The following is a 12,570-nucleotide window of genomic DNA, read 5'->3' as shown; positions in this document are numbered from 1 at the left end:
GGGATTGATTCGTAAATCGCTTATTGGGGCGAATTATCGCCGTTAATTCATACGGGTTCAAGTGAGTATAGGGCATTGTGCGGCCTTTGCCCCTCACCCCAGCCCTCTCCCACAGGGAGAGGGAGGTCAACCTACTCGTCTTCCAGGTACGTGTACCCGTACAGACCCGCTTCAAACTCTTCCAGGAACTGCTGCTGCAGCGCGTCATCCAGACCGGTGTTTTTCACCTGATCGCGGAATTGCGTCAGCAGGGTTTTCGGATCCAGCTGCACGTATTCCAGCATGTCCGCCACGGTGTCACCTTCGTCAGACAGCTCCACTTCCACGCTGCCGTCAGGGAAGACAAACACGTCAACCGCTTCGGTATCACCGAACAGGTTATGCATGTTGCCAAGGATCTCCTGATACGCGCCGACCATAAAGAAGCCCAGCATTGGCGGGTTCTCCGGGTCGTATTCCGGCATTGGCATGGTCGTTGCGATACCGTCGCCGTCAACATAGTGGTCGATGGCACCGTCGGAGTCACAGGTGATGTCCAGCAGCACCGCACGACGTTCCGGGGCGTGGTTCAGCCCTTCCAGCGGCAGAACCGGGAACAGCTGATCGATACCCCAGGCATCCGGCATCGACTGGAACAGCGAGAAGTTGACGTAAATCTTGTCCGCCATACGTTCCTGCAATTCGTCGATAATCGGACGGTGCGCACGGTTGCTCGGGTCCAGCTGTTTCTGCACTTCATGGCACATGTTCAGATAAAGCTGCTCGGCCCACGCGCGCTCCTGCAGGCTAAAGGTGCCTGAAGAGTAGCCGACGTGGATATCATGCAGGTCCATCTGGCTGTCGTGCAGCCATTCGCGCAGTGAACGGCGCGTGCCCGGCTCGTGCATCTCCTGCCAGGTTTCCCACATGCTTTGCAGCGAACGCGGGGCATCGTCTTGCGGAGGCGTCGCTTCGGTGATTTCGCTGCGCTCAACGCCGATGATGTTAGAGACCAGCACCGTATGGTGCGCGGTCACCGCGCGGCCAGACTCGGTGATCACCGTCGGGTGCGGCAGGCCGTGCTCTTCACAGGCATCGCCAATCGCCCAGATAATGTTGTTCGCGTATTCGTTCAGGCCGTAGTTCACGGAGCAGTCGGACTGCGAGCGGGTACCTTCATAGTCCACGCCCAGGCCGCCGCCCACGTCAAAGCACTGAATATTGACGCCGAGCTTGTGCAGCTCAACGTAGAAACGCGCTGACTCACGCACGCCGGTAGCGATATCACGAATGTTGGCCATCTGCGAACCGAGGTGGAAGTGCAGCAGCTGAATGCTGTCCAGACGACCGCGCTCGCGCAGAATTTCCACCAGCTGCAGTACCTGGTTTGCCGCCAGACCGAATTTAGATTTTTCGCCGCCGGAGGACTGCCATTTACCGGAACCCTGCGAGGCCAGACGCGCACGCACGCCAAGACGTGGCACCACGTTCAGGCGCTCGGCTTCTTCCAGTACGATGGCGATTTCTGTCATCTTCTCGATAACCAGATAGACCTTATGGCCCATCTTCTCGCCAATCAGCGCCAGACGAATGTATTCACGGTCTTTATAGCCGTTACAGACGATCACTGAACGGGTCATGCCCGCATGCGCCAGTACGGCCATCAGCTCTGCTTTTGAACCCGCTTCCAGGCCCAGCGGTTCGCCGGAGTGGATCAGGGATTCAATGACGCGGCGGTGCTGGTTCACCTTGATGGGGTAAACCAGGAAGTAGTCGCCTTTGTAACCGTAAGATTCACGCGCACGCTTGAACGCGGCGTTAATAGAACGCAGACGGTGTTGCAGGATCTGCGGGAAGCAGAACAGTGCAGGCAAACGCTGGCCCTGCGCCTCACGTGCTTTCACCAGTTTGGCGAGATCCACGCGCGCTTCAGGGACGTCCGGGTCCGGGCAGACGCTGATGTGGCCCAGCTCGTTGACGTCGTAGTAGTTATTGCCCCACCAGGCAATATTGTAAGTGCGCAGCATCTTGCTGGCTTCCTGGGAGCTCATCGCAACCTCCTGCATGGAACGTAGTACACCCTGTTCGCCCGCTGACGAAGGCGAAAAAGAAGACATGTCGTCAGACATAGCGAACCTCAACTCTTTGTATTAAGTGTAAAACAGTTGACTACTATCGCAGCGTTATACGGCGATAACAACCCATAAACGGCTCCGTTTCCCAGCAGAGTATGCTGAAATCCAGACCGTGCGACCGGTTTCTTATTCATATCATTGTAAAACACGTATCCGAACTCTGTATGACAAGGTTCGGCGAAACCACGAGAAAACTCTTGTATTAACAAGAGCGCCCTTGTTCAGTTTTCACAAAGCGTGACCGGCCCTGGAATCCTGAGAAGCGCCGAGATGGGTATAACATCGGCAGGTTTGCAGACTAGAAATGCGGGTTGCGGGAATCAAATGCGCGCCAGAACGGCTGCGCTGAATTAGCGGAAAACGATGGTTCATTATCTCGTATCACCTCCACGGCCGCCTCTGCTGAAACGGACCACAAGCCAAAGCTAAAAGTTCACTGCTTAACCCGGCTGGAAGTGGCGACACGATGAGTTCATCGAGCGCTTTTTTGGTATGAGCCGCGCGCCGCGTTTTATACCGAGAACAGGGGTAAAAAGCAAAAGATAAATACGCGGGTTGCCAGGAGCGTCAGGAAAAATTTCCAGTAATGAATTCAACTCAGTGAGAGCGTTGTCAAAAAAAACTGGAAATCGGGCGAAGAAGTGACCTAAAATAGCCATCCAGATGTTAATCCATCTATACTGATTAACACTCATACTGCCAGTGTCAAAAAACCTGCGGCCTTGGTAGAATTATCTCCTTTGGCTATTCCACACAGCAGCTTGAGCTAACCAAATTCCTCTTAGGTGAAATAAAACATGGCAAAACACCTGTTTACGTCCGAGTCCGTATCAGAAGGACATCCTGATAAAATTGCTGACCAAATCTCCGATGCGGTGCTGGATGCGATCCTGACTCAGGATCCGAAAGCGCGCGTAGCGTGTGAAACCTATGTCAAAACCGGCATGGTTCTGGTTGGCGGTGAGATCACCACCAGCGCATGGGTTGATATCGAAGAGATCACCCGTAACACGGTACGTGAGATCGGTTATGTACATTCTGATATGGGCTTTGATGCCAATTCCTGCGCGGTTCTGAGCGCAATTGGTAAACAGTCTCCAGACATCAACCAGGGCGTTGACCGTGCCGATCCGCTGGAACAGGGCGCGGGCGACCAGGGCCTGATGTTCGGCTATGCAACCAACGAAACCGACGTGCTGATGCCAGCACCGGTGACCTACGCGCACCGTCTGGTGCAGCGCCAGGCTGAAGTGCGTAAAAACGGCACCCTGCCATGGCTGCGCCCGGATGCAAAAAGCCAGGTGACCTTCCAGTATGACGACGGCAAAATCGTCGGCATTGACGCGGTAGTTCTGTCTACCCAGCATGCCGAAGATATCGATCAGAAATCCCTGCAGGAAGCAGTGATGGAAGAGATCATCAAGCCTGTTCTGCCAACCGAATGGCTGAGCAGCGCAACCAAATACTTCATCAACCCAACCGGACGCTTTGTGATTGGCGGCCCAATGGGTGACTGCGGTCTGACCGGTCGTAAAATCATCGTTGATACCTACGGCGGCATGGCGCGTCACGGTGGTGGTGCATTCTCCGGTAAAGATCCATCAAAAGTGGACCGTTCTGCTGCTTACGCTGCACGCTATGTGGCGAAAAACATCGTTGCTGCAGGCCTGGCTGACCGCTGTGAGATCCAGGTTTCCTACGCCATCGGCGTGGCAGAGCCAACCTCCATCATGGTTGAAACCTTCGGTACTGAAAAAGTGCCTTCAGAACAGCTGACCCTGCTGGTGCGCGAGTTCTTCGACCTGCGTCCATACGGCCTGATTCAGATGCTGGATCTGCTGCACCCAATCTACAAAGAAACTGCTGCATACGGTCACTTTGGTCGCGAACATTTCCCATGGGAAAAAACCGACAAAGCCGCTCTGCTGCGTGAAGCTGCCGGTTTGAAGTAATCGACTACCCGCTGCTTAAACAGGCCAGCCTTTGTGCTGGCCTTTTTTATGGCGGGTGGCGGCAATGTTTGGAACCGCTTACACCTCACTTTCTATACCCCGCTTTCAGAATATTCTCTTTGCATGATCGCCTTTCTTCTGCTGTTACATTTCCTTTCAGTTAAGTCTGAAATTCAAACAAACGCGATGCACATCAATTAATTTACCTCTATATTTTCAAAGCTTTAATTATTTTTACGGTTGCAGCTTAGTGTAACCGATTACACCATTGTGATTTGTCTCACATATTTTTACGGGTCGCTCACCTACCCTTAACATCGATAAAACTGATAACCCAACTGGAGGGCATAATGCCTGACAATAATAAACAGGGGCGTACGTCCAACAAGGCGATGACTTTCTTCGTCTGCTTCCTTGCCGCCCTGGCAGGATTACTCTTTGGCCTGGATATCGGCGTGATTGCCGGCGCTCTTCCCTTCATCGCAGACGAATTCCAGATTAACGCACACACCCAGGAATGGGTGGTCAGCTCCATGATGTTTGGCGCGGCCGTCGGGGCCGTCGGCAGCGGCTGGCTCTCTTTCAAGCTGGGACGTAAAAAGAGCCTGATGATTGGCGCGATCCTCTTCGTCGCCGGTTCCCTCTTCTCTGCCGCCGCCCCTAACGTTGAAGTGCTTATTCTTTCCCGCGTGCTGTTGGGGCTGGCCGTGGGCGTGGCGTCTTATACCGCGCCGCTTTACCTGTCAGAAATCGCGCCGGAGAAAATCCGCGGCAGTATGATTTCGATGTACCAGCTGATGATCACCATCGGTATTTTGGGCGCTTACCTGTCCGATACCGCGTTCAGCTACAGCGGCGCATGGCGCTGGATGCTGGGCGTGATCATCATTCCAGCCGTTCTGCTGCTGATTGGCGTCTTCTTCCTGCCGGACAGCCCGCGCTGGTTTGCCGCCAAACGCCGCTTCCACGATGCTGAACGGGTACTCTTACGCCTGCGAGATACCAGCGCAGAGGCGAAGAATGAGCTGGAAGAGATCCGCGAAAGCCTGAAGGTGAAACAGTCTGGCTGGGCACTGTTCAAAGAGAACAGCAACTTCCGCCGCGCGGTGTTCCTTGGCGTGCTGTTACAGGTAATGCAGCAGTTCACCGGGATGAACGTCATCATGTATTACGCGCCAAAAATCTTTGAACTGGCGGGTTATACCAATACCACCGAGCAGATGTGGGGCACCGTGATCGTGGGGCTGACCAACGTGCTGGCGACCTTCATCGCGATCGGTCTGGTCGATCGCTGGGGACGTAAGCCAACGCTGACCCTGGGCTTCCTGGTGATGGCCGCCGGTATGGGGATTCTCGGTACCATGATGCATATGGGCATTCACTCTCCAACCGCGCAGTACCTGGCGGTAGGTATGCTGCTGATGTTTATCGTCGGGTTTGCAATGAGTGCCGGTCCGCTGATTTGGGTGCTGTGCTCTGAAATCCAGCCGTTGAAAGGGCGTGATTTCGGTATCACCTGCTCTACCGCGACCAACTGGATTGCCAACATGATCGTCGGTGCCACGTTCCTCACCATGCTCAACACGCTGGGCAATGCGAACACCTTCTGGGTCTACGCCGGTCTGAACCTGTTCTTTATTGTTCTCACCGTCTGGCTGGTTCCTGAAACCAAACACGTTTCACTGGAACACATTGAACGTAATCTGATGAAAGGTCGTCCGCTGCGCGAAATTGGCGCACACGACTAATCCTCTTGCGGGAGGCGCCTCTTGCGCCTCCCCGCTTCGCGCTTTATGCTCTGCCCCTATGAAAGCACCCCGTCTCCCCATCGCCATTCAGCAAGCCGTTATGCGCAGCCTGCGGGAAAAACTCGCCCAGGCCAACCTGAAGCTCGGCCGTAATTATCCGGAGCCGAAACTCGTCTACCAGCAGCGAGGAACCGCGGCGGGTACCGCCTGGCTGGAATCCTATGAGATCCGCCTGAACCCGGTTCTGATGATGGAAAACCAGCAGGCGTTTATCGAGGAGGTGGTACCGCACGAACTGGCACACCTTCTGGTATGGAAACACTTCGGCCGCGTGGCTCCGCACGGCAAAGAGTGGAAATGGATGATGGAGGCGGTACTCGGCGTTCCGGCACGCCGTACTCATCAGTTTGAACTGGAATCGGTACGCCGTAATACCTTCCCCTACCGCTGCCAGTGCCAACAGCATCAGCTCACCGTTCGTCGCCATAATCGTGTGGTACGCGGCGAGGCAACCTACCGCTGCGTGAAGTGCGGCGAGCCACTGGTCGCAGAATAACCAACTGAACTTTCAGGAACTTTCCTGATCTGGCTGATTGCATACCGGAACAACTTTCGCTACGTTGCGGGCTCGTTTTGACACGGAGTGTAAGATGTCCCGTAATTTCTCTCTCGCGGTTGCCTTTTTGACAACGGCCCTCTCCGGCCAGGCTCTGGCCGACGGTATCAACAGTTTTTCCCAGGCCAAAGCGGCAGGCGTGAAGGTCAACGCCGACGTGCCGGGCGATTTCTACTGTGGCTGCAAAATTAACTGGCAGGGTAAAAAAGGGATCGTTGACCTTGAATCCTGCGGCTATAAGGTGCGTAAAAACGAAAACCGCGCCAGCCGCATCGAGTGGGAGCATGTGGTTCCGGCATGGCAGTTTGGCCATCAGCGCCAGTGCTGGCAGGATGGCGGACGTAAAAACTGCGCCAAAGATCCGGTCTATCGTCAGATGGAAAGCGATATGCACAACCTGCAGCCGGCGGTTGGCGAAGTCAATGGCGATCGCGGCAACTTTATGTACAGCCAGTGGAACGGTGGCGAAGGTCAGTATGGCCAGTGCGGTATGAAGGTTGATTTTAAAGAGAAAGTCGCTGAGCCACCCGCCCGGGCACGCGGCAGCATTGCCCGCACGTACTTCTATATGCGCGATCGTTACAACCTCAACCTTTCCCGCCAGCAAACCCAACTATTTAACGCCTGGAATAAACAATACCCGGTCACCGAGTGGGAATGTCAGCGCGACGAACGCATCGCCAGGGTCCAGGGGAATCATAACCCTTACGTCCAGCGGGCTTGCCAGGCGCAAAAGAGCTAACCTACACTAGCGGCAATTCGCTTACACAGCATGACACATGGAATTTTTGACTATGCGTATTCCTCGCATCTATCACCCTGAACTGATTACCGCTGGCCGCGAAATCGCCCTGTCTGACGATGCCGCCAACCACGTTGGCCGCGTGCTGCGCATGGGGGCAGGCCAGGCGATTCAGCTGTTTGACGGCTCCAACCAGGTTTTCGACGCGGAAATTACGCGGGCGGATAAAAAAAGCGTGCACGTCAATGTGCTACGCGGCGAAATCGATGACCGTGAATCGCCGCTGCACATTCATCTGGGCCAGGTGATGTCGCGCGGGGAAAAGATGGAGTTCACCATTCAGAAATCCATTGAACTGGGTGTAAGCCTCATTACGCCACTTTTTTCTGAGCGCTGCGGCGTTAAACTGGACGCGGAACGTCTGAACAAGAAGATCCAGCAGTGGCAGAAAATTGCCATTGCTGCCTGCGAACAGAGTGGCCGCAACCGTATTCCGGAGATCCGCCCGGCGATGGACCTGGAAGACTGGTGTGCAGAAGAGGAGAGCGGGCTCAAGCTCAATCTCCATCCGCGCGCCAGCGCCAGCATCAATACGCTGCCACTGCCCGTTGAACGTGTACGCCTGCTGATTGGCCCGGAAGGCGGCCTGTCGGCAGATGAAATTGCCATGACGGCGCGTTACCAGTTTACTGATATTCTGTTGGGACCTCGCGTTCTGCGCACTGAGACAACGGCACTCACAGCCATCACCGCGCTACAGGTGCGGTTTGGCGATCTGGGTTGACCCATTAACGGAGAAGAACATGATCAAGCTCGGCATCGTGATGGACCCCATCGCAAACATTAACATCAAGAAAGATTCCAGCTTCGCCATGCTGCTGGAAGCGCAGCGTCGCGGCTATGAGCTCCACTATATGGAGATGAACGATCTTTATCTGATCAACGGTGAAGCCCGCGCGCGCACCCGCATCGTTAACGTCGAGCAGAATTACGACAAATGGTACGAATTCGGCAGCGAGCAGGATATTGCGCTCGCCGATCTCAACGTCATCCTGATGCGTAAAGATCCTCCGTTCGACACCGAATACATCTACTGCACCTATATCCTTGAGCGCGCAGAAGAAAAAGGGACGCTTATCGTCAATAAGCCGCAGAGCCTGCGCGACTGCAACGAGAAACTCTATACCGCCTGGTTCTCCGATCTGACGCCGGAAACGCTGGTGACCCGCAGCAAAACACAGCTTAAGGCATTCTGGCAGAAGCACGGTGATATCATCATGAAGCCGCTGGACGGCATGGGCGGTGCGTCTATTTTCCGCGTAAAAGAAGGCGACCCGAATATCGGCGTGATTGCCGAAACGCTGACCGAACTGGGTACGCGTTACTGCATGGCACAGAACTATCTGCCCGCGATTAAAGACGGCGATAAACGCGTCCTGATCGTGGATGGCGAACCCGTGCCTTACTGCCTGGCACGTATCCCGCAGGGGGGCGAAACCCGTGGCAATCTGGCGGCCGGTGGTCGTGGCGAACCGCGTCCGTTAACCGAAAGCGACTGGGAAATTGCCCGCCGTGTCGGCCCAACGCTGAAAGCCAAAGGCCTGATCTTTGTTGGCCTGGATATCATTGGCGATCGTCTGACCGAAGTGAACGTTACCAGCCCGACCTGCATTCGTGAAATTGAAGCGGAATTCCCGGTCTCGATCACCGGAATGCTGATGGACGCCATCGAAAAACGTCTCCAGAAATAACTTACCAATACTATTAGTGACAGCACCCCGGTTTGTCCGCATACTGGGGCTGTCGCTTTTTAAACCAGGAAACAGTACCTCTGACAATGAATTTACAGCATCACTTTCTTATTGCCATGCCTGCTCTCCAGGACCCGATTTTCCGCCGCTCCGTGGTTTATATTTGTGAATACAATGAAGACGGCGCGATGGGCATTATCATCAACAAACCGCTGGAAAACCTGCAGGTTGAAGGGATTCTGGAAAAGCTGAAAATTACAGCTGAAGCGCGCCTGCCGGAAATCCGTCTTGATAAACCGGTAATGCTGGGTGGCCCCCTTGCAGAGGATCGCGGTTTTATCCTGCATACGCCGCCCATTTTCTCTTCCAGTATTCGTATCTCTGACAACACGGTAATCACCACCTCCCGCGATGTGCTGGAAACGCTGGGCACCGCAGAGCAGCCTTCCGAAGTGCTGGTGGCTCTGGGTTACGCCTCATGGGAGAAGGGTCAGCTTGAACAGGAGATCCTGGATAACGCCTGGCTCACCGCACCTGCGGATATGAATATCCTGTTTAAAACCCCTATCACCGATCGCTGGCGTGATGCGGCGAAACTGATTGGCATTGATATTCTGACCATGCCAGGCGTAGCGGGGCACGCGTAATGAGCGGCACACTTCTGGCCTTCGACTTTGGCACGAAAAGCATTGGCGTCGCCGTCGGCCAGCGTATCACCGGCACCGCTCGCCCGCTCACGGCCCTTAAGGCGAACGACGGCACACCGGACTGGAACCTCATTGAGCGTCTGCTCAAAGAGTGGCAGCCTGACGATGTAATTGTCGGTCTGCCGCTGAACATGGATGGCACTGAACAGCCGCTTACCGCCCGCGCGCGTAAGTTTGCCAATAAAATCCACGGTCGCTTTGGCGTTTCCGTGAAACTCCACGACGAACGATTGAGTACCGTCGAAGCGCGTGCCGGCCTGTTTGAGCACGGGGGTTTCCGCGCACTCAACAAAGGCAGTGTCGATTCGGCTTCTGCCGTCATTATCCTCGAAAGCTATTTCGAACAGGGTTACTGATCGCCGGGGCTTACAACCGCCCCTGCGCCCGTCGCTCTGCCAGGCTCTGGTCAAAGTTCTGCATCCCCGCCTGCTGACCGGTTTGAATAATCCCGGGCAACTGCCACGTTTTACCTTCGCGGATAAGGTTCGCTGCCGCTGGCGTATTCACCAGCAGCTCATACAGCGCGACGCGCCCACCCTGCAGGTCGGGAAGCAGTCTTTGCGCCAGCACCGCCCGCAGGCTGCCGGCCAGCTGATTACGCACCGGGTCTTTCTCCTGCGCCGGGAACGTATCGACCAGCCGTTCAATCGCCTGAGAGGCACCGCGCGTGTGCAGCGTCGCCAGCACCAGATGCCCGGTTTCAGCGGCCGTCAGCGCCAGGCGGATCGTTTCGCTGTCGCGCAGTTCTCCCAGCAGGATGACATCCGGATCTTCACGCAACGCAGCGCGCAGCGCCTCGGCAAATGAGGGACTGTGCAGGCCTATCTCCCGCTGCTGAATCAGGCAACGTTCGCTCTGATAGACAAACTCCACCGGATCTTCCAGCGTCAGAATATGCCCATCCGTCTGGTGATTAAGAAAATCCACCATTGCCGCAAGGGTGGTAGATTTGCCGCTGCCGGTTGCCCCCGTCACCAGTATCAGCCCGCTGTCGTGGGATAAGAGTTCCGGGATAGCCCGGGGAACCCCCAGGGCGGAGAGCTGCGGACAGGCCCGGGGCAACAGGCGTAGCGTGATTGAGTTGCCCTTCATCTGTTTAAAGGCGCTTGCGCGCAGGCGCTGGTTTCCCGTAAGTGTCACGGCAAAATCCACCTGCCCGCTTGCCCACCATGCCCCCTGCTGCTCATCGTTGAGCCACGTTTTCAGTAACGCATCCACATCGGGAGAGGGAAAGGGAGCCGGTTCAAGGCGGCCTACTCTGCGCCAGCGCGGTGGCGAATCACTGCACAGGTGTAGATCGGAGACATTATGCTTTACACTAAGGGCCACAATTTCTTCCACATCCATACATTACTCCTCGGAAAATGAACAACATTGCGCATAACCTGGCACAGGTCCGGGACAAAATCTCAGCCGCAGCAACACGTTGCGGCCGTGCTTCAGAAGAAATTACGTTACTTGCAGTGAGCAAAACCAAGCCTGCGAGCGCCATCGCAGAAGCGATTGATGCAGGCCAGCGTGCATTTGGTGAAAACTACGTGCAGGAAGGCGTGGATAAAATTCGCTACTTCCAGGAGCAGGGGAATACCGGCCTGCAATGGCACTTTATTGGCCCACTGCAGTCGAATAAAAGCCGTCTGGTGGCAGAGCACTTTGACTGGTGCCATACCATCGACCGTCTGCGCATTGCCACACGTCTGAACGATCAGCGCCCGGCGGAGATGCCCGCGCTTAACGTGCTGATTCAAATCAACATCAGTGATGAAAACAGCAAGTCCGGCATTGCGCTGAGCGAGCTGGATGCGCTGGCGGCTGAAGTGGCCGCACTGCCGCGCTTAACCCTGCGCGGTTTGATGGCAATCCCGGCGCCTGAGTCAAGTTATGAAAGGCAGTTTGCCGTGGCACAGCAAATGGCTGTAGCATTTGGGGCGCTTAAAGCGCGCTACGAAACGGTAGACACGCTTTCTCTGGGCATGTCGGATGATATGGAAGCCGCCATCGCGGCAGGCAGCACTATGGTGCGCATCGGCACGGCAATTTTCGGTGCGCGCGACTACACCCAATAATAAGGAAACCTGAGGAACGCCATGAAGACGTTGACTTTCCTGCTCTCAACGGTCATTGAGCTGTATACGATGGCGCTTTTGCTGCGCGTCTGGATGCAGTGGGCCCGCTGTGATTTTTACAACCCGTTCTCGCAGTTTGTCGTGAAAATCACCCAACCTGTTGTGGGGCCGCTGCGCCGTATTATTCCGGCGATGGGCCCCATTGACAGCGCATCTCTGCTGGTAGCGTTTATTCTGAGCGTTATCAAAGCGATTGTGCTGTTTATGGTCATCACCTTCCAGCCGATCATCTGGATTGCTGCCGTCCTGATCCTGATTAAAACCATCGGTCTGCTGATCTTCTGGGTGCTGCTGGTCATGGCCATCATGAGTTGGGTCAGCCAGGGCCGTAGCCCGGTGGAATATGCACTGATTCAGCTGGCGGAACCGCTGCTGCGCCCTATCCGCAACCTGCTCCCGTCAATGGGCGGCATCGACTTTTCCCCGATGATCCTGGTTCTGCTGCTGTATGTCGTTAATATGGGCATTGCCGAGCTGTTACAGTCCACGGGCGATATGCTGCTGCCGGGGCTGTGGATGGCGCTATGAGTGCAGTAAGCACCTGCGCTGATGGGCTGGTTTTACGGCTGTATATTCAGCCGAAAGCCAGCCGTGACAATATTGTTGGACTGCATGGCGACGAGTTAAAAGTCGCCATCACCGCCCCACCGGTAGATGGCCAGGCAAATGCGCATCTGACCAAATATCTGGCAAAACAGTTTCGCGTTGCTAAAAGCCAGGTCATCATAGAAAAGGGTGAACTTGGGCGGCATAAACAGGTAAAAATCCTTAATCCGCAATCCATCCCGACGGAAGTCGCGGCTCTGATTTAACA

General features: G+C 55.3%; 15 protein-coding genes. 11 read left to right on the top strand and 4 right to left on the bottom strand.

What is annotated here, in order from left to right; genetic code table 11:
* Nucleotides 1-131: 131 nt before the first annotated feature.
* The 3 genes from speA to ACOTZF_RS23310 form a co-directional block, all read right to left on the bottom strand.
* Entirely contained in the window at nucleotides 132-2,108 is a 1,977-nt protein-coding gene (gene speA / locus ACOTZF_RS23320) for a biosynthetic arginine decarboxylase (RefSeq protein ID WP_014833212.1), read from the bottom strand.
* An 8-nt stretch (nucleotides 2,109-2,116) separates the two neighbouring features.
* On the bottom strand, nucleotides 2,117-2,248 hold the full coding sequence (gene yqgB / locus ACOTZF_RS23315; protein WP_127312443.1) for an acid stress response protein YqgB: 132 nt from the start codon (nucleotides 2,246-2,248) through the stop codon (nucleotides 2,117-2,119).
* A gap of 94 nt (nucleotides 2,249-2,342) precedes the next feature.
* Nucleotides 2,343-2,486 carry a hypothetical protein gene (locus tag ACOTZF_RS23310; RefSeq protein ID WP_418250466.1) on the bottom strand — a complete coding sequence of 48 codons (144 nt, stop codon included), beginning with the start codon at nucleotides 2,484-2,486 and terminating at the stop codon, nucleotides 2,343-2,345.
* A gap of 425 nt (nucleotides 2,487-2,911) precedes the next feature.
* Here ACOTZF_RS23310 and metK point away from each other — a divergent pair, with 425 nt between their 5' ends.
* The 8 genes from metK to ruvX all read left to right on the top strand — a co-directional run bounded on the left by metK (nucleotide 2,912) and on the right by ruvX (nucleotide 9,986).
* Nucleotides 2,912-4,066: a methionine adenosyltransferase gene (metK, locus tag ACOTZF_RS23305; RefSeq protein ID WP_013098658.1), complete on the top strand. Its 1,155-nt coding sequence runs from the start codon at nucleotides 2,912-2,914 to the stop codon at nucleotides 4,064-4,066.
* A gap of 350 nt (nucleotides 4,067-4,416) precedes the next feature.
* Nucleotides 4,417-5,814 (top strand): galactose/proton symporter, encoded by a 1,398-nt coding sequence (gene galP / locus ACOTZF_RS23300; RefSeq protein ID WP_020687062.1) that lies wholly within the window; start codon nucleotides 4,417-4,419, stop codon nucleotides 5,812-5,814.
* A 58-nt stretch (nucleotides 5,815-5,872) separates the two neighbouring features.
* A complete protein-coding gene (locus tag ACOTZF_RS23295; protein WP_003860035.1) occupies nucleotides 5,873-6,370 on the top strand; it encodes a SprT family zinc-dependent metalloprotease in 498 nt (165 codons plus the stop codon).
* A 94-nt stretch (nucleotides 6,371-6,464) separates the two neighbouring features.
* Nucleotides 6,465-7,172, top strand: a complete 708-nt coding sequence (gene endA, locus ACOTZF_RS23290; RefSeq protein ID WP_013098661.1) for a deoxyribonuclease I — start codon at nucleotides 6,465-6,467, stop codon at nucleotides 7,170-7,172.
* Nucleotides 7,173-7,224: 52 nt separating this feature from the next.
* The gene (rsmE, locus tag ACOTZF_RS23285; RefSeq protein ID WP_013098662.1) at nucleotides 7,225-7,956 is read left to right on the top strand and encodes a 16S rRNA (uracil(1498)-N(3))-methyltransferase; all 732 of its coding nucleotides are present in this window, start codon (nucleotides 7,225-7,227) and stop codon (nucleotides 7,954-7,956) included.
* 19 nt (nucleotides 7,957-7,975) lie between these two features.
* Complete coding sequence (gene gshB, locus ACOTZF_RS23280; RefSeq protein WP_023620782.1) at nucleotides 7,976-8,923, top strand: glutathione synthase; 948 nt, start codon at nucleotides 7,976-7,978, stop codon at nucleotides 8,921-8,923.
* An 86-nt stretch (nucleotides 8,924-9,009) separates the two neighbouring features.
* A complete protein-coding gene (locus tag ACOTZF_RS23275; RefSeq protein ID WP_129253130.1) occupies nucleotides 9,010-9,570 on the top strand; it encodes a YqgE/AlgH family protein in 561 nt (186 codons plus the stop codon).
* Entirely contained in the window at nucleotides 9,570-9,986 is a 417-nt protein-coding gene (gene ruvX, locus ACOTZF_RS23270; RefSeq protein ID WP_006811925.1) for a Holliday junction resolvase RuvX, read from the top strand. Before ACOTZF_RS23275 ends, ruvX begins: the two co-directional genes overlap by 1 nt.
* Before the next feature lie 10 nt (nucleotides 9,987-9,996).
* On the opposite strand, the gene ACOTZF_RS23265 is transcribed toward ruvX, so the two are convergent.
* The gene (locus ACOTZF_RS23265) at nucleotides 9,997-10,977 is read right to left on the bottom strand and encodes a type IV pilus twitching motility protein PilT (RefSeq protein ID WP_029883139.1); all 981 of its coding nucleotides are present in this window, start codon (nucleotides 10,975-10,977) and stop codon (nucleotides 9,997-9,999) included.
* A 17-nt stretch (nucleotides 10,978-10,994) separates the two neighbouring features.
* Between ACOTZF_RS23265 and ACOTZF_RS23260 the strand changes: the two genes are divergently transcribed.
* From ACOTZF_RS23260 to yggU, 3 genes are read left to right on the top strand one after another with little or no spacing between them, the layout of a single operon-like run.
* On the top strand, nucleotides 10,995-11,696 hold the full coding sequence (locus tag ACOTZF_RS23260; RefSeq protein ID WP_023620785.1) for a YggS family pyridoxal phosphate-dependent enzyme: 702 nt from the start codon (nucleotides 10,995-10,997) through the stop codon (nucleotides 11,694-11,696).
* A 21-nt stretch (nucleotides 11,697-11,717) separates the two neighbouring features.
* Nucleotides 11,718-12,284 carry a YggT family protein gene (locus ACOTZF_RS23255; protein WP_013098667.1) on the top strand — a complete coding sequence of 189 codons (567 nt, stop codon included), beginning with the start codon at nucleotides 11,718-11,720 and terminating at the stop codon, nucleotides 12,282-12,284.
* Complete coding sequence (gene yggU / locus ACOTZF_RS23250; protein ID WP_013098668.1) at nucleotides 12,281-12,568, top strand: DUF167 family protein YggU; 288 nt, start codon at nucleotides 12,281-12,283, stop codon at nucleotides 12,566-12,568. The genes ACOTZF_RS23255 and yggU overlap by 4 nt, the downstream gene beginning before the upstream one ends.
* Nucleotides 12,569-12,570 lie beyond the last annotated feature (2 nt).

The sequence above is a fragment of the Enterobacter cloacae complex sp. SHL021 genome (assembly GCF_049237765.1).
Taxonomy (GTDB): Bacteria; Pseudomonadota; Gammaproteobacteria; order Enterobacterales; family Enterobacteriaceae; genus Enterobacter; species Enterobacter cloacae.
This window is presented reverse-complemented; position numbering and strand designations above follow the sequence as displayed.

Coding starts and splice junctions, on each gene's coding strand:
- ACOTZF_RS23255 (WP_013098667.1), top strand. CDS start 11,718: ATGAAGACGTTGACTTTCCTGCTCTCAACGGTCATTGAGCTGTATACG.
- gshB (WP_023620782.1), top strand. CDS start 7,976: ATGATCAAGCTCGGCATCGTGATGGACCCCATCGCAAACATTAACATC.
- ACOTZF_RS23310 (WP_418250466.1), bottom strand. CDS start 2,486: ATGAACCATCGTTTTCCGCTAATTCAGCGCAGCCGTTCTGGCGCGCAT.
- ACOTZF_RS23260 (WP_023620785.1), top strand. CDS start 10,995: ATGAACAACATTGCGCATAACCTGGCACAGGTCCGGGACAAAATCTCA.
- metK (WP_013098658.1), top strand. CDS start 2,912: ATGGCAAAACACCTGTTTACGTCCGAGTCCGTATCAGAAGGACATCCT.
- speA (WP_014833212.1), bottom strand. CDS start 2,108: ATGTCTGACGACATGTCTTCTTTTTCGCCTTCGTCAGCGGGCGAACAG.
- galP (WP_020687062.1), top strand. CDS start 4,417: ATGCCTGACAATAATAAACAGGGGCGTACGTCCAACAAGGCGATGACT.
- yggU (WP_013098668.1), top strand. CDS start 12,281: ATGAGTGCAGTAAGCACCTGCGCTGATGGGCTGGTTTTACGGCTGTAT.
- yqgB (WP_127312443.1), bottom strand. CDS start 2,248: ATGAATAAGAAACCGGTCGCACGGTCTGGATTTCAGCATACTCTGCTG.
- ruvX (WP_006811925.1), top strand. CDS start 9,570: ATGAGCGGCACACTTCTGGCCTTCGACTTTGGCACGAAAAGCATTGGC.
- endA (WP_013098661.1), top strand. CDS start 6,465: ATGTCCCGTAATTTCTCTCTCGCGGTTGCCTTTTTGACAACGGCCCTC.
- ACOTZF_RS23295 (WP_003860035.1), top strand. CDS start 5,873: ATGAAAGCACCCCGTCTCCCCATCGCCATTCAGCAAGCCGTTATGCGC.
- rsmE (WP_013098662.1), top strand. CDS start 7,225: ATGCGTATTCCTCGCATCTATCACCCTGAACTGATTACCGCTGGCCGC.
- ACOTZF_RS23275 (WP_129253130.1), top strand. CDS start 9,010: ATGAATTTACAGCATCACTTTCTTATTGCCATGCCTGCTCTCCAGGAC.
- ACOTZF_RS23265 (WP_029883139.1), bottom strand. CDS start 10,977: ATGGATGTGGAAGAAATTGTGGCCCTTAGTGTAAAGCATAATGTCTCC.